We start from the raw sequence: 21,534 nt of genomic DNA on the forward strand, positions 1-21,534 counted from the left end.
GTGCATGCGGGGAAATTCTGAAACCTATCATACCATATCCAAATAAACCCAGATGTTAAATGTTAATAAATATATGCAAACAACGGCAGAAGCGCGGATCGTAACCGCACTCCTGCCGTTCCCCTGTTTTCCTGATTCCTCACGGACTTTACCCTTTGATGGCACCGGCTGTCATGCCGCTGACAATATACTTCTGCGCGAGCAGAAACAGAATCAGCACCGGCAGAGAGGTCAGTGTCAGATCGGCGAACACCAGGTTCCAATCCCGGCTGAACTTGCCGTAAAAGTTGTAGACCGACAGCGGCATCGTCCAGTTCGAGCTGTCCGTCAGGAAGTAGATCGGGATCGTAATGTCGTTCCATACCGACATGAAGACCATGATCGCCACGGTGGCGTTCACCGGAACGATCAGCGGGAAAATCACCCGCGTATAAATATCGAGGATGTTCGCCCCCTCCAGGAAAGCGACCTCATCCAGCGCTCTCGGGATCGACTTCATGAAGCCCGCATACAGGAAGACGCTGAAGGCACTGTTCATGGCCGTATAGATCAGAATGGCGCTGGATATCGTGCCGTACAGACCGAGCCACTGGACGACCCGGATCGTGGTAATGATCGACATGGGGGCAATCAGCCCCATGAAGAAGAACAGGTAGATCAGATTCGACACCTTCGTATCGCGCCGGATCATCACGAAGGCGGCCGCCGAGGTCGTGATGATGTTGAGCACCGAAGAGACGCCGGAGATCAGCACACCGTTCCAGAAGGCCCGCAGCAGGCCGCCCTGCTCGATGACCTGTGCGTAATTCGAGAACATCCACTGGCGCGGGAACGCCAGGGAGAAGTCCAGCACCTCCGAACTCGTCTTGAACGAACCGAGGATCATGATCAAGAGAGGCGCGATGATGGTCAGGGCCAGGAGAATCAGCAGGACCTCCACCAGGCCGGCTTTCCAGTCGATTTTGCGCAGAGATATCATTATTCCTGCACCTCCTTGCGGCGCATATAGAGAAGCAGCGGAATGGAGATGAGCGTCACAGCGATGAACAGCAGCGTATTGACGGCCGTCCCGAGCCCCCAGTTCCCCTCACCGAACGCCCGCAGAATGATGGTCCCGATCACCTGGGAAGCATTGCCCGGTCCCCCGCCGGTCAGGACGAACACCTCCGAGAACACCTTGAGCCCCCCGATCAGCGTCAGCATGACATTGATATTGATCGCGGGCCACAGCAGTGGAAGGGTGATATGGACAAAGCTGCTCCAGCTTCCCGCTCCGTCGATCCGCGCCGCTTCGTAATAATCCTTGGAGATGGACTGCAGGCCCGCCAGATAGATCGCCATCTGGAAGCCGGTATACTGCCAGATCGACAGACCGCTGATCGTCAGCATAACGATCGACGGGTCGGTCAGCCAGGAGGCCATCAGGAAGTCGAGGCCTACGGCATCCAGGATCTCGTTCAACAGACCCTCCGAACGCAGCATCGGCGTGAACAGAAGCGAGATCACGAGCACGCTGACGATCGAGGGTGCATAGAAGATCGCCCGAAGCGCATTCCTGGTCTTGAGGTTCATGTTCAGCGCAACGGCCAGCAGGATGGCCAGCACGTTCTTCCCGATGACGGTCACCACCGCAAAGATGACCGTGTTCTTGATCGCCAGCAGCAGCGTCTCGTCGGTGAAGATGCGTTCGAAGTTATACAGCCCGTTGAACTCGATGGTCTCCGAGTCCAGCCGCCAATCCATGAAGGAATAGAACAGGCCGATGAGCGTCGGCAGCACATAGAACACCACGTAGATCAGCAGGGCGGGCAGCAGCAGATAATAAGAATACAACCGCTTTGTAATACTCATGGTCTCACACTCCATCCGATTTGGCGGAAAGAAGCCCTTATGCTCCATCCCGCCTGCCAGCCGGTGTCTCGCTGTCTTAGAAGCCCGGCATTTTCTTGTCCTTCATGAGCTGGCCGAATTTCTTATCCCAGGCCGCGTACACGTCCTTCGGCGTTTTGCCCCCCGCGTACATATCCTGGTATCCCTTCCACAGCTCGGAAATATCGACCGGCAGATAGGCGTCCATCGTCAGCGTCGTCTTGTTCGTCTTGATGTAGTTGTCCACGATCGCCTGCTTGTACGGCGGCAGCTCCGGCGTCTGGATGTCTTTGAAATTGGAGATATACTTGTTCGCGGTCACGATCTTCTGCCCGACTTCGGGCGAAGCCAGGTACTCGAGGAACTTCTTCGTCTCCGCTAAGTGCTTGGCCTTCTTCGGCACGAATAATTGCCCTCCGAGCGGGCTGATCCCCATATCGGCGCCTTCTGCAGACGGGATGGCGAACAGACCCAGGTGAATGTTCGGGTCCTTCTGGACGGCGTCATTGATGAGCCAGTCGCCCATCGCCATCATCGCGACTTCCTTCTTGAGGAACTTGCCGACGGCCATATCGTAGCTGTCGCTGAGCACATCCTTGTTCGTATATCCTTTCTTGAACAGGTCGAGCTGCTGCTGGGTAACCGTCTCGAACGCCGGGATGTCGGTCCACTTGCGCTTGTTCGTGGTGAGATCCTCCCACAGCTTGGGATCGTTCTTCTTGGCGTAATCGGCCAGGGCGGCGGCAGTCCAGATATTGGTCGCCCAGGCATCCTTGAACGGCATGAAGATCGGCGTAATGCCTTTGGCCTTGATCTTCTCGCAGACCTCCAGCAGCTCCTCATAGTTCTTCGGAACGGACAGCCCCAGCTCTTTGAAGATATCCTCGTTGTACACCATGCCCTGCTGGCCGGCGTCCTGATTCAGGTGAAACGCATAGAGCTTCCCGTTCGACGACAGGACATCCTTATTGATCAGTCTCGAGGCCCAGGGCTCCCCGCCCAAGGGTTCAAAGTTTTTGCCCAGATTAAGCTCCCTCTCCGCACTGACGAGGTTGTAGAGGATGAGGTCCGGAACTTCCCCCACAGCAAGCTTCGTCTGCATAATCGTCGAGATCTGCTCCGAAGGCAGCATCTGGATATTGACGTGGATGTTCGTCTTCTTCTCGAACTCATCGAGCAGCTCCTTACTCGCATAAGCGGCATTCTCCGAGCTTTTGCCCAGCGCAAACTCTATCGTTACCCTGCCTGAGGAAGAATTGTCCGCTCCTCCCGTGCTTGCCGTCCCGGTACCCGGACTGCCTCCGGACGCGCATCCCGCCATGGAAAGCGTTGTCAAGAATGTCAATGCACTTATGGCAACCTTCCAATTCGCTTGTTTCAAGCTGCACTCCCCCGTTACTCTCATTTGTTGTAGCCTGGCTATTGACCTCATTATAGGCCCCCCTCCCCCCAAAGTACATGTTCACGGTTGACACTCGCCGTGTATTATTATGAACCGTTCGGCGCATATGCCGCGCTTCCGACCGGTGGTATAGTAGGTATAAACTTGTCCCGCCCGGAAAGGAAGGTGTGCCCTGTATGAACCGCTGGACCGGCGGCAAGCCGCTCCAATTCAGCCTCCAGACGAAGCTCTTCGCCACCTTCTTCCTGCTGCTGGTCTTCGTGCTCGGGTGCTTCCTTGTGTATGTGCAGCTCCTTGTGATCCAGCCGCTCAAGGAACGAACCGTTCAGGATACGCTCCTGACGGCGTCCAAAGTGAGCGGCGGGCTGGACAATACGATCGCCATCCAGAACCAGCTGTCCCAGCGCCTCTTGTCCAACCGGGACGTGTTCTCTTTCCTGTACGAAGCCGCCCTCCAGAAACCCGGTTATACCATGGATGACCTCCAGAAAAAGCGGGTGCTCAGCAACCTCATGTTCCAGGCCATCGGACCGAGCCTGAACATCCATGATATGGTCATTTACAATGTGCGCGGAGAACGGCTCGCCTCCTATGTGGGATACAGCGACATGCCCACACTGGAGCCTGTGCTGGGCAGCGAAGACCTGCGAAGCCGGCTGGAGAACAGCGATTATATTCTCTATGCGCCTGCAGGCCAGCCGGTCTCCTTCATCCGTTCGATCGTGGATGTGAATGGGACCGCTTACGGCTATCTGTCCATCCAGCTGGACCGTGGGGAGATTCAGTCCCTCGCGGAGGCCGGGAGCATCGGCAGCGTCTATGTCGTCGACAGGAGCGGGACTCTGGTGACGGCCCCCCCTGGAGCGGACCGCACGCCGCTTGATGGAAGCGGTGTCCTCCCTTTGCGCAGCGAAGGCATCTACAAGGATGCGGAAGGCAATTACGTGGCCTATCATCACTCGGCCCTTACGGAATGGACCGTCTTTGTCGTCCAGCCGGCGGAATCCGTGCTCGGTTCGGTCAATTCGGTCCGGAATGTCGCGATCATCTTCCTGGTTTCCCTGACCTTGTTCTCGTTCCTGTATATCTACCTCACCTCAAAAAGCCTGGTCCTGCCGATCCGCCGCATCCGCAGCCAGATTGTGCGGCTGAATTACAGCAACCTGAGCCTGAAGCAGGACAGCCGGCTGCATAACAACGACCTGCTGCTGCTCAGCGAGGCGTTCCAGGAGCTGCTCGACCGGCTGCAGGACTCGATCGAGCGGGAGAAGCTCGCGGTGCACAAGGAAGCCATGGCGCGCCATTCCGCGCTGCAGGCCCAGATCGCCCCGCATTTTATTCACAATGTGCTGTACCTGATCAGCATCGCCGCCCAGGAAGACAAGAAGGAGGCCGTCAGCGAGATGTGCAAGAGCTTGTCCGAGAACCTGAGGTACGTCGTGTCCTCGCCTTACGAGCATGTGACCCTGTCAGAGGAAATCGGACATACCCGCCACTATCTGACGCTGATCGGCCACCAGTATGAGGAGGATCTCACCTGGACGTTCGACATCGAGCCGGCGGCCGAATCGATCCTGCTGCCCCGCCTCGTGATCCAGCCTTTCGTGGAGAACTGCATCCAGCACGCTTTCAACCGGACCGACCCACCATGGCACATTGAGGTTAAGGCCAGGCTGTACAACGGGCTGTGGGCTGTCGAGATCTCCGATAACGGCAGCGGCTTCGAGGAATCCAGTATACGGGAGATTCTGAAGAAGACCGGAGGCCCGTCCCTTGGGGAGACGGAACAGGAAGGACTTCCTGCGGGGATCGGCCGGATGGGGATCGTGAATACGATCGGCCGGCTGCAGCTCATGTACAGGAACCGGCTGTTCTTCAATCTCTACAACCATGCCGGCGGCCGGGGGGCCACCATTCAGATCATTGCTTCCCTAACTCGAGACTTCTACTAGATTCCAGGATAACCGCCTGCGTTCTGATACTCCAGGAAAGGAGGTGCAGCCTTATGTTTCAAGCGATCATAGCGGAGGACAGCAAACCGATTCAGCGCAACCTGAGAGCGCTTCTGGCCGCCTCCGGCCTGCCTGTTGAAGTCGCGGCCGCGGCCGCAAACGGAGAGGAAGCGCTGGAGCTCTGCCGCCGGCTGCCCGTCGATATTCTGATCACGGACATCCGGATGCCGAAGATGGACGGGCTGACGCTCATCGACGAAGCCAAGAAAACCCATCCGGGACTGAAGGCTGTGCTCGTCAGCGGATACAACGATTTTGAATATACGCGCAGGGCGCTGAACTTGCAGGTGTGCGACTACCTGCTGAAGCCTGTCGTGCCCGGCGAATTGATAGAGGTGATGCGGCGGGTCGTAGACCGGCTTCAGGAGGAGCGGGCGGCGGACCGCTCTTCGGTGCTGGATGGCATCATAGACCCCGCAGCCAGCGTTTCTCCCCCATTGGACACCTCGATCTTGGAGGAGCCCCAGCGGCTGTGGGTGCTGCGCAGGCAGCTTTTCACTTCCCCCACCGTCCGCTGGGACCCCGTATCGATCCGGTCCGCCTTAGCGGGAGCTTGGGGGGATGACCGCGTAGGGGTGTACCCGACCCGGAGGGACGGTGAGATTCTTATCCTCTCGAGGGCTTCAATAGGTGAGCCGTCCCCTCCTGCTCCGGAGCTGCTCGAGATCCTGAAGCGGGTGCTGTCGGAGCTCGGCCTCGAAGCGTCGGTGGCCTACAGCCCGAAGCCTGCAGAACCCCGGCAAATCCCGGACCAATATCCGAAGCTGTCCCGGCATCTGCAGGAGCGGCTGACCCTCGGCAGGCCGGTGGTGCTGGATCTCAGCCAACCCCTGCAGCCTGCACAGCCCCAGGGCGAGAACATCGAGCGGCTGTGCAACGTCTACACCGAGATGATCCGCCGGCTGCAGAAGGACCGCTTCCTGCTCCAGCTTGCCGGGCAGCTGAGCGCCTGGAAGGAAGCCGCTCTCCCCGCTGCCGGGCTCGAGCGGTTTGTAATGCGGCTCGCCGGGGCGTTCGAGGGTGCGCTTCCCCAAGCCGCCGAGGGGGGCGGCAGGAACGTGCTTGAGCAGGCCGGGCGGCTTCTCGGGCGGCCGAGCTACGGCGACTTCTGCTCGGGGCTGCTGGCTCTGGCCGGCGAATGCTTCGATGAGCTCCAGGCTTCGAACCGCAAGAGCGGCAGCGAGCTGTTCCAGAAGATTGACGAGCATCTGCGGACCAATCTGTATGCGCAGGTGACGATGAACGACCTGGCGCTCAAATTCCATGTCAGCCCCTCCTACATCAGCCGGATCATGAAGAGGTATTCCCAGCGTACATTCGTGCACCATTATCTCGATCTGAAAATCCACGAGGCGAAGCGGCTGATGGAAGTCCACCCGCAGATGTTCATCAAGGACATCTCGGATGCGCTCTGCTTTCATGACCAGCATTACTTCTCCAAGGTATTCAAGGAGTTCGCCGGCTGCAGCCCATCCGAGTACAGGTCAGCGATCAGACCGACCGTTTAAGGAAGGGGATCAAAAAAAGCTGGCAGCCCTGCTTGATGAAGGGCTGCCAGCTTTTTTCGCGCCATGGGGGACGCGGGTGATTTAGGGATGGACAGCCGCGTACGCTTGCGCCGCCGCATGAAGATAATACGCCAGCCCGGTCTGCTGGTTCTCGAGCATTCCAAGGTGGAAGTCATCCTGCAGGAAGAACTGGGTCTGCGCCGCAAAATCCTTCGGGGCTGCCGGATGTCCGTGCTTCTGCATAAATGCCAGATGGGATTCGATCCATCGGCTGACTTTCTCGTCCGTATGCTTGGTGCCTTCCCTTAAAGCACCCGCCATCGCATTCATGAACGTCATGGCTTCGAGCGCTTGCTCATTCATTTCCTGAACATCGGCCGGGGCTGCCTCAAGCGGCTCCATCCCGTACGTTTCTTTCAAATGATGATTTTGTCCGGACAGCGCTTCGTTCCACGCTTCCACAGTTTCAAACCCTTTGAACAATGCCTTGTCATCCATGGGGATTCCCTCCTTCAAATTGGCAATCGATTGACGTAAGGTTCCAATGATCGCCTCCAGCCTTCGCTTGCGGTCAAGAAGCATCCCCTCCTGCCCCGCAAGAATGGACAGCCGGTCGGTATCGCGATCCAGGATTTGCTTGATCGCATCGAGGGAGAAATCCAGCTCCCTGTACAATAAGATTTCCTGCAAGCGCTCCAGCTCTTCCCTGCCGTACAGCCGGTATCCTGCTTCGCTGATCTCCCTGGGCTTAAGGAGACCGATCTTGTGATAATGATGGAGCGCCTTGATCGTCACGCCCGACAAATCGGCCGTTTCCTTGACCGTATATAACAATCTGTGTATCCCTCCCTTCTTTACGCAGTGTAAGGTCTTCCCTAAGAGGAGAGTCAAGACCGGATTTTCCATTCGTTGACCTTATCGAGCATCCGCCAGGGTAGGTTCAGCAAAAAGGCATGGGCCCGGTTAATCGGACTCATGCCTTCTTCCGCATGGTTTTACTCATGCTGCCGTTCCGTTATTCCGAGAGCGAGTTGTTCCTTACTCTGCTGCGGCCGTATCCCATGTGTCCGCCTGTTTGCCCGTGCAGGTGAGCTCCGACTCGGCCCATGCCCGCATGGCGGCAAAAATCGGCTGAAGCCGCTGCCCGCGTTCGGTCAGCTCGTACTCGACGTGCAGAGGCACACCGGGGTAGAGCGTGCGGGTCACAATGCCTTGTTCCTCTAGCAGCCGCAGCCGGTCGGTCAGCGTCTTGGGGCTGATCGGATGCAGGGAACGGCGCAGCTCGCCGAACCGCTTGATCCCGTTGAACAAATCCCGCAGGAGAAGCAGCGTCCATTTGCCGTCGAGCAGCTTCAGAACGGGTTCAATGACATCCGGGCAATTCCGGTCGATCATCGTCATCCCTCCGTAGTTCATTTTGTGAAACTACTGCACCTTTTTGTAACTACTTTTCAAATGTACCATGGCTGGCTATGATTGGAAAAGAGAAAATAACTGACGCCCTCCAGGGCCTAAGGAGGCTGACATGAAAAGACCGTTCCAAGTGGATTCGGCGGAGTATCCGTTCCGCGACCACTGGCTGCCTTACCGTGACGGATTTATTCATTATGTTGACGAAGGACAGGGGCCGGCTGTTCTGCTTCTGCACGGCAACCCCACCTGGTCCTACCTGTACCGCAATATCATCAAGGAGCTGCGGGACCAATTCCGCCTTATCGCACCCGATTACCCGGGGCTCGGCATGTCCAAAGCCCCGACCGGCTACGGCTATACGCCGCAGGAGCATAGCGAAGCCGTCACCGAGCTGATCCGGCGCCTGGATCTCAAGGACTTCATCCTCGTGGTCCAGGACTGGGGCGGACCGGTCGGCCTCAACCATGCGGTGCAGCACAGCGAGAGCCTTCGCGGCCTTGTAGTGATGAATACTTGGGCCTGGCCCGCGAAGCGCCTCCCGATGAGACTGTTTTCACTGGCCATGGGCGGCTGGCCCCTCGGGTACTGGCTGCAGACGCGGCGCAACTTTTTTGCCCGGGTGATTGTTCCGAGCGGCATTCACCACAAGAGCAAAGTAACCGACAGCCTGAGGCACGCTTATACCGCTCCCTTCCCCACGCCGGCGTCCCGGAAGCCGACCTGGGTCTTCCCGAGGCAGATCCGGAAGGCCGGGCCGTGGCTCGCCGCGCTGGAAGCGGGACTCGGGCAGCTCTCCCACCTGCCTGCACACATCCTGTGGGGAACAAAGGACAGTGCCGGCTTCCCGCTTGAGGAGATGCGGAAGTGGCAGAGCTATCTGAACAATCACGAGACTGAGATCCTCGAGGACGCTTCGCACTATGTACAGGAGGATCGGCCGGACCGTGTCGCAGCGGCGATCCGGAGCGTCCATCAACGGAGTATAATCTAAAATCCCAATTCCCATTTTCCACTTCCATTTCCAATTCCATTTCCATCTCCAAGGAGGAGTTTCAATGAAAACTATTCAATGGGCAGCCTTAACCGCTAACGGCAACTATGCGCAATCCAGTCCCGAGAACCCGCCCAAGCCGGAGGCTTTCGCCGACTTCCTGACACAAGCCCAGGCTGCAGGCAATTTCGTCGTCGGCCGCCGTACGTTCGAGGCGATGCTGGCCGGGGGAGGCGTGAGCGCCGTAGACGGTTTGGACATCGTCGTGGTATCGAGGAGCGCGGAGGCTATGCCTGGCGTCACTGTGGCTCGCTCGCCGCAGGACGCTCTCGCCTTCCTGGAGCGCCGGGGACATCGCGCCGCCCTCCTCTCCGGAGGCGCGGACCTGCATAACGCCTTCCTGGCGGCCGGGCTCGTCGATGAGATCATCTTCGTCATCGCTCCCGTACTGGAAGGCAAAGGCTTAAATCTCCTGATCGATCAGGAGAAGTATACGTTCAAGGACGTCGAGCTTCTCGACTGCAAGGCGCTGGGCGGCGGCGTCATACAGCTGCGGTATGCGGTTGGCAAATAGCGCATCAGGATGCTCTTATACGGCAGTTTTATTTCAATCTTTCATGAAACCAAGCTATCAGGCCGCCGTTCAGGGCGGCCTTGCTGCATTCAATCGGTGAGTTTGAACACTCGACTTGTCTCATCCGATGATTTTCTACCCTCCTCCTGATCTCTCTCTCCTACCGGAATCCGGCAGATTTCGTACAATAGATATATACACGACTCAGGAATACAGGAGGGCAATCATGAAAAAAATCACTTCATTCTCAGCCACTATGCTGGCTGTGTCCGTACTGCTCGCCGGCTGCGGCGGCGGTGATCCGGCGGCGGAAGGCTCGGGCTCCGCATCCGGCGGCGCGGACGGCAAGGTCAAGCTGACTCTGTGGCATAACTGGTCCGGACAGGACGCCAAAGCGGTGGCGATGCGCAAAATCCTCGACGACTTCAAGGCGGCCAACGCCGATATCGAGCTCGAGGTTGAAGGCCTGCCGACGGACGGCCTGAAGACGAGGCTGAAGACGGTGGCCGCCGCAGGCGAGATGCCGGATCTGTTCGTCATGTGGCCGGACGCCATGACCAAGGAGTTCGTCGCGGGCAATCTGCTCCAGCCGGTCAATGAATTCCTAGATTCCAAGCCGGAGTGGAAAAACAACTTCATTCCGAACGCTCTTGACGGATACACCGTGGACGGCAAAATCTATTCCGTACCGATGAACCTGTCGCCGAGCTCCTTCATCTACTACAACCAGGCCCTGTTCGACCAGCACGGCGTCAGCGTGCCGAAGACCTGGGACGAGCTGCTCGCCGCCGTCAAAACCTTCAATGACAAGCAGGTCATCCCGATCGCGCTGGGCAACAAGGCCAACTGGGCGGTGCAGTCCACGATTTTCAGCGCCTTGGCCGACCGGGTGACGGGCTCCGACTGGTTCCTGAAGGCCGTGAAGCAGGACGGCGCGAAGTTCACGGACCCGCAGTTCATCGAGGCCCTGAACCGGCTGAAGGAGCTCGGCGATGCCAAGGCGTTCCAGACCGGCTTCAACAGCATCGACCAGAACCAGATGAGACAGCTGTATTTCCAGGGGAAAGCGGCAATGTTCATTGACGGCGGCTGGGCGATGGCCGACGTGGTCGCGAACGCGCCCAAAGAGGTGCTGGCTCAGACCCACGTAGCCCTGCTCCCTCCGATCCCCGGCGGAAAAGGCGAAGCGCAGTCGACCTCCGGCGTGGTCGGCACGGGCCTTGGCGTGAGCCAATCCCTGAGCGGCGCCAAGAAGGATGCCGCCCTCAAGCTCTTCTATGCGCTGGCCGGTCCGGAAGGCCAGCAGGCGACGCTGAACAGCAGCACGCTGGTCAGCTACAAGATCGAGCTCGACCCTTCCAAAGCGCATCCGCTGTTCGTGGAGCTTAACGAGCTGATGAAAACGACGAAGCTGAGTCCGGTCTATGACGCCAAGCTGAGCTCCGCTGCGGTCGAGGTCATTAACAACAGCCTGCAGGAACTGCTGATGGGCGGCAGTCCCGAGGCTGTCGCGAAGAAGATCCAGGATGCACAGGCCGGAGCGCTTGGCAAATAACGCGCGAGGCCCCGAACCTTCCAGCCCTCCACTGCGGTGGCAGGGCTGGTTCCACTTTACGAGCCAAAGGATGTGAACCCCGTGAATACGATTGCCGTGCGCCGGTTTGTTGTGCTCAGCCTCACCCCCGCTCTGCTCATTTATGCCCTCTTCGTGTTCGTCCCGGTCATCTGGTCCAGCTATTACAGCTTCTTCGACTGGAAAGGGATCGGAGCGGCCAAATTCATCGGCCTCCGCAACTACGCCGAGATCATCCAGGATCCCATCTTCTGGCGCGCCTTGAAGAACAACGTGATCTTTGTCCTCGTCTCGGTTTTCGGCCAGCTCCCCGTCGCCCTGGTCCTCGCCATTGTGCTGCATAAGAGCAATGCACTGCAGCGGTTCATCCGCTCCGCCGTGTTCGTCCCCATGGTGCTGTCCTCCGTGGTCATCGGGATGATCTGGCAGTATATCTACCACCCGCAGATCGGGATATTGAATTTTCTGCTGGATAAGGCGGGTCTGCCGCACTGGAAGCTCGAATGGCTGTCCGATGCCAAGATTGCGATCTTTGCTCTTGCCCCTCCCCTGGTCTGGAGCTTCGTTGGACTCTATCTCATCATCTTCATCTCGGCCTTCCAGAACATTCCCGGCGACATCCACGATGCGGCCCAGATCGATGGCGCGGAAGGCGCACGCAAGCTGTTCTCCATCACGCTTCCCATGATCTGGAGCACCGTGCAGATCGCGATCATCCTCTGCATTTCCGGGAGCCTGAAGTCCTTCGACCTCGTCTATGTGATGACCAAGGGCGGACCGGCGCATGCGACGGAGCTGCTCGCGACCTATATGTACAACTCGACGTTCTCATCCTACCGCTACGGCTTCGGAAGCGCGATATCCACGTCGATTGTCCTGATCTCGCTGATCTTCATCGGTCTCAGTCAATGGCTCACCAGCCGCAAATCCCGCCGGTAACCGAAAGGAGGAACCTCCCATGCATCCGACCGCCGTACAGCCGAGGCCCGCTCCCCTTGCCGGAGGACGCCGTTTTCCCCGCGCGTGGAAGCAAGGAACCCTTTGGACGTTCCTGACGCTTTATGCTATGTTAACGTTATATCCGCTCTTCTGGCTCGTTATCTCTTCGTTCAAGACGAATGCGGAGTTTTTCAACCGGCCGTTCGCCCTGCCTTCTTCCTGGCAGTTCACCAACTTCGTAACGGCCTGGCAGTCCTCGAAGATGGGGATCGCCTTCTTCAATTCCATCATCGTATCGGGAGCTTCGCTGATCCTGACGTTATTCGTCACCTCCCTCGCGGCCTATGTGCTGGCCCGCCTTCCGTTCCGGTTCAAGGGGGCCGTCCTGACCTTCTTCGTAATCGGCATGCTTATTCCGATCCACAGCACCCTGGTGCCGCTCTTCATTCTGATGAAGCAGATCGGGCTGCTCAATTCGTACTGGGCCCTTATACTTCCTTACACGGCCTTCGCTCTGCCGACAGCCATCTTCGTCTTGACCGCTTATCTCACTTCGGTGCCGAAAGAGATCGAAGAAGCGGCTTATATCGACGGAACCGGCTTGTGGGGCGTCTTCTGGCGGATCATGCTGCCGATCTCGCTGCCGGCGCTGTCCACCGTCATCATTCTCAGCTTTCTGCATTTTTGGAACGACTTTTCGTTCGCCCTTGTATTCATCAGCAAAAGTACGTTGAAAACGCTGCCGCTCGCCATCGCCAACTTCGCTGACGGCTACCAGACCGACTACGGCTTGACGCTGGCCGCCATGACCATAGCCATCCTGCCGACGATCGCAGTCTATCTCGCCTTCCAGGAGCAGGTGATGAAAGGCATGACGGCGGGCGCGGTCAAAGGCTGAATCCAGCCCATCGATTCCACAACAACGACCCGGGAGGAACACAGGTATGCGGCAATGGTTAAGCTCATCTCTGCGGCGCAAGCTTACGCTGATCATGCTCGTCACGACCCTGCTGCCTCTGCTGTTCCTGGGTACGTTTGCTTTCACGACGTCATCGCGCATCACAGAAGAGAAAGCCAAGCAGGCGGGGCTCGACACCCTGTCCCAGATGGAGGCCAAGCTTCGTTTTATCCTGGAGGATGTCGAGAACATGTCCCTCTTCCTCATCGGTCAGCGGGAAATTCAGGCCTATATGAGCCGGCCCGACGATAACATCGAAGACCAGGTCCGGATTCTCGGCACGATGACGAATCTCGTCCATTCCAAGGACTATATCTCGGATATCACCATCTATCCGGCCGGCGGCATGACGCCCCTGTCCACTTCGACGATCTATAAGTCGGAGCTCGGCGATCGGGTCGACATCCGGCAGGTGAAGGATAAGATGTGGACGGACCTGTACTCGATCGAAAATTACCTGGGGGAGCGGAACGTCTTCTCCTTCATCCGGCCTTTCCGAAGCTACAATCATTACCAGACGCTGGGCTGGCTGTCCATCACGCTGGATGAGCAGGAGCTCTCCCGCATCTGGTCGGAGCCGCAGCTGGCGCAGGGGCACGGCCGGGTGGCGCTGCTGAACGGAGGGGGGGAGATCCTATCCGCCTCGGACAAAAGCTGGCTGTCCCGCTCCGCGGAGTCGCTGTTCCCCGGCCTGGCTGCGGGAATGGGTACCGCTCCCAAGGGACAGAGGACACTAGGCGAAGGACCGGAGGAGACCAGCGTCCTGTATGTCAAGGAGCCGCTGTTCGGCTGGACGATCCTCGGCGTCATTCCCGCCGAGATGTATAGCGCCCAGAACCGCTACATCCTGCTGCTCACAGGCATTGCCATCGTTATTGCCATCGCGGCGAATGCCGCCCTCACCCTGTTCGTCATCCAGCGGGTCACCAATCCGCTCAGCGCGCTGACCCGGCTGCTCTCGAAGGTGGATCCGGATGCGCCGCTGCCCCGGTACCCCGAGGAGAGCCGCGATGAGATCGGCCGCCTCGCCCGGAGCTACAACCGGCTCGGCACCCACATCGAGCAGCTCAAGACCCAGCTGATCCAGGGCGAGACCCGCAAGAAGGAAGCGGATATGCGGGCTCTGCAGGCGCAGATCAACCCCCACTTCCTGTACAATACGCTCTCCTCCATTCACTGGATCGCCCTGCTGACGGAGGAGCACCGCATCGCGCAGATGGTGGGGGCCTTGAGCGATTTTCTCCGGTTCAGCTTGAACAAAGGCAGGGAGTTCTGTACGGTCGCCCAGGAGCTGGCCCACATCCGCAATTATGTGCAGGTCCAATCCATCCGCTTCCCGGATGAATTCAAAGTGGATTTCATCGTCGATGAGCGGCTGAACGAGACCTATATGCTCAAGCTGCTGCTCCAGCCGCTCGTGGAGAATGCGATGATTCACGGCATTCAGAACAAGGCGACCCCGGGCGTCATCTCCATCTGTGCGGAGCAAAAAGGCACGGTGGTGAGCTTCAAGGTCATGGACGACGGGGCCGGCATGACGGAGGAGCGCCTGCGCGAGGTGAAGGAGGGCCTTGGCGGCAGGCCGGCAGCCGGTGAGGCGGATGCCGGTTACGGGCTGCGCAACGTGCATGAACGGCTGGAGCTGCATTATGGAGCCGGCTGCGGCCTTGTGATCGAGAGCCGGCCGGACGCCGGCACCTGCGTGTCTTTTTCTATACCGGTGATGGAGGAACCCCATGAAGATCCTGATCGTTGACGATGAAGTCATTATTCGTACGGGGCTGGCGAAGGTCATCAAGTGGAAGGAGCTCGGGCTGGAGCTCCTGACGCCTGCGGCCTCGGCCGAGGAAGCGCTGCTGCGGATTCCGGAGGAGCGCCCCCATATCCTCATGACGGATATCCGGATGAAGAAAATGAACGGTCTGCAGCTGGCGGAAAAAGCCAAGGAGATGCTGCCCGAGCTGGAGACGGTCATCCTCTCCGGGTACGACGATTTTGCCTATATGAGGCAGGCGATCCGGCAGGATGTCTCCGATTATCTGCTGAAGACGAGCCGGCCCGAGGAAATCATCAAGACCGTGCTTCAGGTCAAACAGCGAATCGAGGACAAATGGCAGAGCCGGAACCAGGATGACTACAAAAACAGAGAAATCCGGGGCCGCCTCTTCGAGCAGTGGATCATGGAGGGCGAAACCACGGCCGCCGATCCCCGTCTGCTCTCCTTTTATCTGCCTCATCTGTTCGGCCCGGTGGAAGCGGCGGAAGGCGGGATGCAGGTGTTCGTTCTAACGGCCGCTGGCTGGGGCGCTTCCCCCTCCGCCTCCTCCCTGCTCCTGTTTGCAGTCCATAATATGCTGAACGAGCTTCTGCAGGGAGAGACGCTGATCTTCAAGCAGCGGATCATCCTGGCCCTCCGAAGGGAGCGGCATGTGCCTTCCCCGCTGGACTCCCTGCTCCCCGTCGTGCCGAAGATCGAACGTCTGCTAAAATGCAGCGTATGCGTGGCTGCCGGCAGGAGCGGCCAGCGGCCCGAAGACCTTCATGCCTCGTACTTGACCGCCCAATACGCCATGGGCTACAAGACCCTGCTGGATCAGACGCTGATTGACTATGCGCAGATATCCGGGCGCCGGGGCGGGCGGACGGTGTGCACGCTGGAGGAGGAAAGAGAGCTGTCCGCCATCCTCCTTGAGGAGGATTCCGTCGGACTCAACGGCTGGGTGCAGCGCTATCTCCAGCCCGAGCTTGAAGATCCGCAGGCGACCGTCGAATCCATCGAAGCCTTGATCCGTTCGGCCGCCCTCTCCGCCCACCGGTGGCTCGAGCGGGTGCTGGCCGCTACAGGGCAGAGCGGTGCGGCCGCCGATCAGGTGCGGACGCTGGTTCTCAGCCCCGGCCAGGGGCTCAAGGACGCTTTGTTCCAGCACCTGCTGTCGGTAATGGAGCTGTATCACCACCGGCTGGCCGGCGGCAGTGCAGCGCATACCCGGAGGGCGATGGCCTATATCCGGGAACACCTGGGAGGCGACGTCAGTCTCCAGCAGGTGGCCCGGCATGTCCACCTGCATCCCAGCCACCTCAGCGAAGTGTTCAAGAAGGAAGCCGGGATGACCTTCGGCGATTACGTCACAAGACAAAAAATCGAGCGGGCCAAGGAGCTCCTTACGGGCTCCCCGGCCAAAGTGGCCGAGATCGCCGGAGCGGTCGGCTTCGAGGATATCAAATACTTCAGCCAGGTGTTCAAAAAGTTCACCGGCCGGACGCCGAGCGAATACCGGGAGGAATCGGCGGCCCGGCATGCGGCGCCTTCCTCCGCAATTGATTTTGCAGATCAGCTAAGGGAGAGATGAGAATATGGAATTGTCAGGCTTATGGAGACTGCAGCACTTCGAGGCGGGTGAAGCCCGTCCGCTTGAGACGGCATCCGCATGGCTCGATGACCGGTTCTGGATGACGGCAGAGGTGCCCGGCGACGTGCATACCGCCTTGATCGAACGGGGACTGATCGAGGATCCGTATTACGGCCATCAGGATCTCAAGTGCCGCTGGATCGAGCAGAAGGAGTGGTGGTACCGCCGCTCCTTCGACTATACGCTTGGTGCGGGCATCGGTGAGAAGCACGAGCTGATCTTCGAGGGCCTCGATACCTTCGCGACGGTCTATGTGAACGGCCTGGAGATCGGGACAACGAATAACATGCTCATGGCCCATGTCTTTGATGTGACGCGGATTCTCCGGGACGGGAAGAATACGATCGCCGTCCGATTCGACCCGATCCACCTGTACAACCGGGATAAGACGCTCTTCGAGTGGTCCTCCTATACCAAGGAGCGGCCGTGGCTGCGCAAGGCCGCCATGAACTTCGGCTGGGATTGGGGGCCAAGGATGGTGACTACAGGGATCTGGGGAACCGTCCGTCTCGAGCGTCACCGGCTGGCCAGGCTGGACGGTGTCTTCGCCAGGACAGCGGGGATTACAGGCACCAGTGCCACCGTGAAGGTCGATGTAGAGACGGCCGCCTTCCGCAGGAACGCCGAGCTGCGCTGCGAGGTGCGGCTGCTGGACGCGGAGGGTCATCTCGCTGCCGTGGGCACAGCAGAGCATGCCGGGGGCCGGGAAGCCTTCGAGCTGGAGATCGCGGAGGCGAAGCTGTGGTGGACACATGATCTCGGCGAGCCCTACCTGTACCGGTTGGAAGTGAGGCTGTACGCGGAGGGAGAGCTGGTGGACCGGCGGGAGGAGCCCTTCGGCATCCGGACCATCGAGCTTCAGCTGAAGGATGAACACGGGAAGCACGCGTTCGCTTTCCTGCTCAACGGTGTCAAGCTGTTCGCGAAGGGAGCGAACTGGATCCCCGCCGATCACTTCATCGGCAGCATCCCGGAGCAGCGGTACCGCGATCTCATCGATCTCTCCGTGGAAGCGAACATGAACATGCTGCGGGTCTGGGGCGGCGGCATCTATGAGAAGGACGTGTTCTATGCGGAGTGCGACCGGCGGGGCGTACTCGTGTGGCAGGACTTCGCGTTCGCGAACGCCCTTTTCCCGGATTATAACCGCGACTTCATGGAGAACGTGCGCAGGGAAGTCGAGTATAACATCCGGCGGCTGCGCAATCACGCCTCCCTCGCGCTGTGGTGCGGGAATAACGAGATCGACTGGCTGTATGACATGAAGTCGGCCGGCGGCGATATCACCGGTCCTTTTTACGGGGAAGCGATCTATCATGAGCTCATCCCGCAGGCGCTAGAGGAACTGGACGACAGCCGCGCCTATTGGCCCTCCTCCCCATTTGGCGGCAGCGATGCCAACGATCCGGACGTCGGCGACCGCCACAACTGGCAGGTGTGGCACGGCTCGGTCTACCCGCGCCGGCATGGCGAGGTTCCCCTGCTCGATTACAGTGTGGAAGGCGTGACGTTCAAGAATTACAAGCAGGACTTCACGCTCTTCAGCAGCGAATTCGGCATGCATGCCTCCGCCAACCGGTACACCCTCGAGAAGAACATTCCGGAGGGGCAGTTCTTCTGGAACAGCGCCGAGATGGCATACCGCAACAAGGATACGAACCACCAGAAGGGCATCCTGCTCATGGAGGGCTATACCGGCATCCCCCGGGATATCGAGGAGTATATGAATTTCTCCATGCTGACCCAGGCGGAAGGCCTTAAGTACGGCATCGAGCACTACCGCCGGAACAAGCACCGCACGAGCGGCTCGCTCATCTGGCAGCTGAACGACAGCTGGCCGGGAACCAGCTGGTCACTCATCGACTACGAGCTGCTGCCGAAGGCATCGCTTCACTATGCGAAGAAGTTCTATCACCCCCTGCTGCTGTCCGTCGATCATGAGCCCGGGCGGCCGCTGCACCTGTGGGTGGTGAACGACAGCCTGAACCCGCTGAATGGCGAGGTGAAGCTTGAGGTGTATACCTTCGGCGGGGAGCGGCTCTACAGCTGCAGAGCCGAAGCGCACTGCGGTGCCAACTCGGCGGTACGCCTCCTCACGGTTAGCGAAGAAGACATCCTGCAGGGGGCGGACCCGGCTTCCGTCGTCGTCAAGGTAAGCACAGCCGATTGGGATGCGCCGGACAATCTGGTCTACCTGCGGGATCAGAAGGATCTCCAGCTGACCCCGGTCAAGCTCGATGTGCAGCGGGATGAAGCGGCGGGCTCGGTCCGCATTACCTCCGGCGGCGGCCACGTCCGCATGGTGAAGCTCGACCTGCCGCAGGGAAATCTTCGCTTCAGCGACAACTTCTTCGACCTGCTCGCCGGCGAGAGCCGGACGGTGCAGATCCGTTCCGCAGCCGGGGAAGCGATCCGCTGGAGCGAGCTCCGGGTCAGTGCCTTGAACCTATATCGCGACTAGCAAGCGGGCCGGTCATACCTCCTTCGCTCAAGCTTGGTATGGACGCTAAGGCATGAGAATGATAAGCTTCGCGCCTGGATAACCGGTGCTCTTTATCGTACAACAGCCGCAGCCAGGGGACTGGAACCGATGTCCCCGGCTGCGGCTGCTTTGCTGCCAACCCTTCAAAGATGTGCCGCTTTTCCCTTAGGAGCAGGAGGATGGATCTGCCTCTCGCTCAAGTTATGCCCACGGGATGATCCGGCGGCCTCCTCAACCAGTTCACTGTACACCGCCAGCCTTTCCTGGGTCAGGGCAATGATGTGATCCAGCTCCTGCCGCTTCGCTTCCAGTCCGGCCAGATGCTTCGACAGAATGGTGATGCGATTATTCAATGAAGGGGTCAGATTCGCCGGGTGCTCCCCCTGCTGTATTTTCTCCATCACGCAGCCGTCCCGAAAAAACTCCGTAATCTCCTCGAGTGACATCCCCAGCTTTTTGAGACCGTTCAGGCACTGAATCAGCGTCACTTCGCTCTCCGAATAGGTGCGGGCCCCGCCTTCCCGGCGCTTCGGCACCTTCAACACGCCGATTTTCTCATAATAGCGCAGTGTATAAGGGGTGAGCCCCGTCTTCTCCGCCACTTGACTGATGGTGAGCATGGTACCCGACACTCCTTTGCCAAAATCGGTTTTGAAACCATCATACAACTTAGAGCTGACTCGAAGTCAAGTCTGAAAAATATTTCCTTACGCCTCTTGACTTCCAGTTGACTCTAACTTGTAAGCTGGGTGTACTTTGATTGGAGGAGGTATTACCCATGTCGGTTCCCATGGTCGCCAGACTGCTGCTCGTTTCCGTGTTCATCGGAGCTTCGTTTAATCTCGCCTCGTATGCCGTCCACTTTTTTGCGGCCCCGGCTGCCGCCGCCTGGAGATTCGGGTTCGCCGCTCTCCTGCTGCTTGTCCTCTTATTCGCCAAGGAACGGATGAATACGGAGGCACTGCGTAAGAACTGGCCGATGTTCGTCCTGCTGGGTGTGGTCGGTGTATTCGGGTTCAACATCCTGTTCTTCGAGGGCATGAAATCCACCTTGCCGCTGAACGGCGCACTCATCATGGCCACGAATCCCTTGGTATCGGCCCTGCTCGCACGCGTGATTCTGCGTGACCCGATTTCGCTTCGGCAGGGGACCGGCATCCTCTTCTCCCTGGTTGGCGTGCTGCTCGTCATTACGCAGGGCTCCTGGCACGTGATCGGCACGCTGTCCTTCTCTGCCGGAGACCTGCTGCTGCTCGGCGGCAACCTGTGCTGGGCGCTGTACGGGGTGCTTGGCCGGGGGTTCATCCGCGGCTCCAGCAGCCTGGCGACCACGGCTTACACCATGACCGTCGGTGCGGTATGCCTGATGCTGGCCGCAGGGGGCAGCACCGGCCCGCTTCCCCTCTCCTCGATCCCTTGGAGCGCTTGGGGCGCGGTGGCCTTCATGGCGGTATTCGCCAGCGTGCTCGGCTACCTGTGGTGGAACCGGGGGATTGCGGAGCTCGGGATCAGCCGCACGGCGATCTTCTTCAACCTCGTGCCGCTCGTTACGATGCTGATCTCGATGCTGTCCGGCACGCCAATCACTGCTGTTCAGGTACTTGGGACGCTGCTGGTCCTCCTTGGCGTCGCGGTCGCTTCATTGCCTTCCCGGAAGGCGGAGCGCAAGGCAGCCGTAACGCTATCCGCGGGAGGTCGTCCTGACACAACCCCTCCTTCTGCCCAGCGGTGACGATCTGTCTTTCCGTTGATACGGCGCCTTTACTCGAACAGCCTTTATCAGGATGTCCGATAACAACAGCGGCAGCCGGGAACATCACCATGCTCCCGGCTGCCGCTGTTGTGCTGTGAAGCAGCCCGTATTGCTACAGGCCGTTCCGGATCCCTACTGAGGCAGCTCCTGTGCCGCCTCCCAAATATGGCCGGCCGGATCTATGAAGCTTACCGTCCGTACGCCCCATGGCCGGTTCACCGGGCCACTCAGAAGCGCGACTCCTCGTTCATACAGATCGGAGCATACGGCGTCCACATCCTCCACGCGGATAGTGAACTGAAACCGCGCCCCGGCTTCGCGATCTGCGACCGCCGCCGGCTCGATCAGCTCCCTCGCTGCAGGTATTTTAAGCAGATTGATGCTCATATTGCCGAAGTCGAAGACGGCCGAATTGCTGTCTTCGTACACCGATGGAATACCGAAGACTTCACAATAGAACGCCTTGGTTCTCTGCAGGTCCTCCACGAATACGGTTATCACATCGATCTTTTTCAATCCAAGAACACCCACGGTCACACCTCCACTAGATTGACACTCGATTGACACTGGACTGACACTTCATCGGCACGCGATGATTTCCTATCCATCTCAGCATACAATACGGCGGGGGACTCCATTTCTTTTGGATT

Annotated in this window: 18 protein-coding genes; 11 read left to right on the forward strand and 7 right to left on the reverse strand. The window is 59.0% G+C overall.

Annotation, left to right across the window (positions count from 1 at the left end):
• Positions 1-148: 148 nt before the first annotated feature.
• From ACP26L_RS20145 to ACP26L_RS20155, 3 genes are all read right to left on the reverse strand, one after another.
• Positions 149-979 carry a carbohydrate ABC transporter permease gene (locus tag ACP26L_RS20145; RefSeq protein ID WP_426445772.1) on the reverse strand — a complete coding sequence of 277 codons (831 nt, stop codon included), beginning with the start codon at positions 977-979 and terminating at the stop codon, positions 149-151.
• Entirely contained in the window at positions 979-1,851 is an 873-nt protein-coding gene (locus tag ACP26L_RS20150; protein ID WP_426445773.1) for a carbohydrate ABC transporter permease, read from the reverse strand. Before ACP26L_RS20150 ends, ACP26L_RS20145 begins: the two co-directional genes overlap by 1 nt.
• 76 nt (positions 1,852-1,927) lie before the next feature.
• A complete protein-coding gene (locus ACP26L_RS20155; RefSeq protein WP_426445775.1) occupies positions 1,928-3,274 on the reverse strand; it encodes an ABC transporter substrate-binding protein in 1,347 nt (448 codons plus the stop codon).
• Positions 3,275-3,447: 173 nt separating this feature from the next.
• On the opposite strand from ACP26L_RS20155, the gene ACP26L_RS20160 reads away from it, so the two are divergent.
• The gene (locus ACP26L_RS20160) at positions 3,448-5,223 is read left to right on the forward strand and encodes a sensor histidine kinase (protein WP_426445777.1); all 1,776 of its coding nucleotides are present in this window, start codon (positions 3,448-3,450) and stop codon (positions 5,221-5,223) included.
• A 53-nt stretch (positions 5,224-5,276) separates the two neighbouring features.
• Positions 5,277-6,791 carry a response regulator gene (locus ACP26L_RS20165; protein WP_426445779.1) on the forward strand — a complete coding sequence of 505 codons (1,515 nt, stop codon included), beginning with the start codon at positions 5,277-5,279 and terminating at the stop codon, positions 6,789-6,791.
• Between the two features lie 81 nt (positions 6,792-6,872).
• Here the strand turns inward: ACP26L_RS20165 and ACP26L_RS20170 are convergent, their stop codons facing one another.
• Both ACP26L_RS20170 and ACP26L_RS20175 read right to left on the reverse strand, forming a co-directional pair.
• Entirely contained in the window at positions 6,873-7,625 is a 753-nt protein-coding gene (locus ACP26L_RS20170; RefSeq protein ID WP_426445781.1) for a MerR family transcriptional regulator, read from the reverse strand.
• A gap of 204 nt (positions 7,626-7,829) precedes the next feature.
• A complete protein-coding gene (locus ACP26L_RS20175) occupies positions 7,830-8,186 on the reverse strand; it encodes a winged helix-turn-helix transcriptional regulator (RefSeq protein WP_426455023.1) in 357 nt (118 codons plus the stop codon).
• A gap of 130 nt (positions 8,187-8,316) precedes the next feature.
• Between ACP26L_RS20175 and ACP26L_RS20180 the strand changes: the two genes are divergently transcribed.
• The 8 genes from ACP26L_RS20180 (at position 8,317) to ACP26L_RS20215 (ending at position 19,110) form a co-directional block, all read left to right on the forward strand.
• Positions 8,317-9,195, forward strand: a complete 879-nt coding sequence (locus ACP26L_RS20180; RefSeq protein WP_426445782.1) for an alpha/beta fold hydrolase — start codon at positions 8,317-8,319, stop codon at positions 9,193-9,195.
• A 64-nt stretch (positions 9,196-9,259) separates the two neighbouring features.
• Positions 9,260-9,769, forward strand: a complete 510-nt coding sequence (locus ACP26L_RS20185; protein ID WP_426445784.1) for a dihydrofolate reductase family protein — start codon at positions 9,260-9,262, stop codon at positions 9,767-9,769.
• A gap of 226 nt (positions 9,770-9,995) precedes the next feature.
• Positions 9,996-11,324: an extracellular solute-binding protein gene (locus ACP26L_RS20190; protein WP_426445786.1), complete on the forward strand. Its 1,329-nt coding sequence runs from the start codon at positions 9,996-9,998 to the stop codon at positions 11,322-11,324.
• Between the two features lie 81 nt (positions 11,325-11,405).
• A complete protein-coding gene (locus ACP26L_RS20195; protein ID WP_426445788.1) occupies positions 11,406-12,281 on the forward strand; it encodes a carbohydrate ABC transporter permease in 876 nt (291 codons plus the stop codon).
• Between the two features lie 19 nt (positions 12,282-12,300).
• The gene (locus ACP26L_RS20200; protein ID WP_426445790.1) at positions 12,301-13,179 is read left to right on the forward strand and encodes a carbohydrate ABC transporter permease; all 879 of its coding nucleotides are present in this window, start codon (positions 12,301-12,303) and stop codon (positions 13,177-13,179) included.
• 46 nt (positions 13,180-13,225) lie between these two features.
• Positions 13,226-14,995, forward strand: a complete 1,770-nt coding sequence (locus ACP26L_RS20205; RefSeq protein WP_426445792.1) for a cache domain-containing sensor histidine kinase — start codon at positions 13,226-13,228, stop codon at positions 14,993-14,995.
• A complete protein-coding gene (locus ACP26L_RS20210; protein ID WP_426445794.1) occupies positions 14,976-16,589 on the forward strand; it encodes a helix-turn-helix domain-containing protein in 1,614 nt (537 codons plus the stop codon). The genes ACP26L_RS20205 and ACP26L_RS20210 overlap by 20 nt, the downstream gene beginning before the upstream one ends.
• Before the next feature lie 4 nt (positions 16,590-16,593).
• The gene (locus ACP26L_RS20215; RefSeq protein WP_426445796.1) at positions 16,594-19,110 is read left to right on the forward strand and encodes a glycoside hydrolase family 2 protein; all 2,517 of its coding nucleotides are present in this window, start codon (positions 16,594-16,596) and stop codon (positions 19,108-19,110) included.
• A 164-nt stretch (positions 19,111-19,274) separates the two neighbouring features.
• Here the strand turns inward: ACP26L_RS20215 and ACP26L_RS20220 are convergent, their stop codons facing one another.
• Positions 19,275-19,751: a MerR family transcriptional regulator gene (locus ACP26L_RS20220; protein ID WP_426445798.1), complete on the reverse strand. Its 477-nt coding sequence runs from the start codon at positions 19,749-19,751 to the stop codon at positions 19,275-19,277.
• Between the two features lie 158 nt (positions 19,752-19,909).
• On the opposite strand from ACP26L_RS20220, the gene ACP26L_RS20225 reads away from it, so the two are divergent.
• Positions 19,910-20,863, forward strand: coding sequence for a DMT family transporter (locus tag ACP26L_RS20225; protein ID WP_426445800.1), 954 nt, complete (start codon positions 19,910-19,912; stop codon positions 20,861-20,863).
• Between the two features lie 153 nt (positions 20,864-21,016).
• On the opposite strand, the gene ACP26L_RS20230 is transcribed toward ACP26L_RS20225, so the two are convergent.
• The gene (locus ACP26L_RS20230; RefSeq protein ID WP_426445801.1) at positions 21,017-21,400 is read right to left on the reverse strand and encodes a VOC family protein; all 384 of its coding nucleotides are present in this window, start codon (positions 21,398-21,400) and stop codon (positions 21,017-21,019) included.
• Positions 21,401-21,534 lie beyond the last annotated feature (134 nt).

The organism is Paenibacillus sp. S-38 (assembly GCF_049942825.1).
Classification (GTDB): domain Bacteria; phylum Bacillota; class Bacilli; order Paenibacillales; family NBRC-103111; genus Paenibacillus_G.

Excerpts from the sequence above, each read along its gene's own strand:
- ACP26L_RS20145 (WP_426445772.1), bottom strand. The coding sequence starts at position 979 with ATGATATCTCTGCGCAAAATCGACTGGAAAGCCGGCCTGGTGGAGGTC.
- ACP26L_RS20205 (WP_426445792.1), top strand. The coding sequence starts at position 13,226 with ATGCGGCAATGGTTAAGCTCATCTCTGCGGCGCAAGCTTACGCTGATC.
- ACP26L_RS20210 (WP_426445794.1), top strand. The coding sequence starts at position 14,976 with ATGAAGATCCTGATCGTTGACGATGAAGTCATTATTCGTACGGGGCTG.
- ACP26L_RS20220 (WP_426445798.1), bottom strand. The coding sequence starts at position 19,751 with ATGCTCACCATCAGTCAAGTGGCGGAGAAGACGGGGCTCACCCCTTAT.
- ACP26L_RS20165 (WP_426445779.1), top strand. The coding sequence starts at position 5,277 with ATGTTTCAAGCGATCATAGCGGAGGACAGCAAACCGATTCAGCGCAAC.
- ACP26L_RS20180 (WP_426445782.1), top strand. The coding sequence starts at position 8,317 with ATGAAAAGACCGTTCCAAGTGGATTCGGCGGAGTATCCGTTCCGCGAC.
- ACP26L_RS20200 (WP_426445790.1), top strand. The coding sequence starts at position 12,301 with ATGCATCCGACCGCCGTACAGCCGAGGCCCGCTCCCCTTGCCGGAGGA.
- ACP26L_RS20225 (WP_426445800.1), top strand. The coding sequence starts at position 19,910 with ATGTCGGTTCCCATGGTCGCCAGACTGCTGCTCGTTTCCGTGTTCATC.
- ACP26L_RS20185 (WP_426445784.1), top strand. The coding sequence starts at position 9,260 with ATGAAAACTATTCAATGGGCAGCCTTAACCGCTAACGGCAACTATGCG.
- ACP26L_RS20190 (WP_426445786.1), top strand. The coding sequence starts at position 9,996 with ATGAAAAAAATCACTTCATTCTCAGCCACTATGCTGGCTGTGTCCGTA.
- ACP26L_RS20155 (WP_426445775.1), bottom strand. The coding sequence starts at position 3,274 with ATGAGAGTAACGGGGGAGTGCAGCTTGAAACAAGCGAATTGGAAGGTT.
- ACP26L_RS20160 (WP_426445777.1), top strand. The coding sequence starts at position 3,448 with ATGAACCGCTGGACCGGCGGCAAGCCGCTCCAATTCAGCCTCCAGACG.
- ACP26L_RS20215 (WP_426445796.1), top strand. The coding sequence starts at position 16,594 with ATGGAATTGTCAGGCTTATGGAGACTGCAGCACTTCGAGGCGGGTGAA.
- ACP26L_RS20150 (WP_426445773.1), bottom strand. The coding sequence starts at position 1,851 with ATGAGTATTACAAAGCGGTTGTATTCTTATTATCTGCTGCTGCCCGCC.
- ACP26L_RS20175 (WP_426455023.1), bottom strand. The coding sequence starts at position 8,186 with ATGATCGACCGGAATTGCCCGGATGTCATTGAACCCGTTCTGAAGCTG.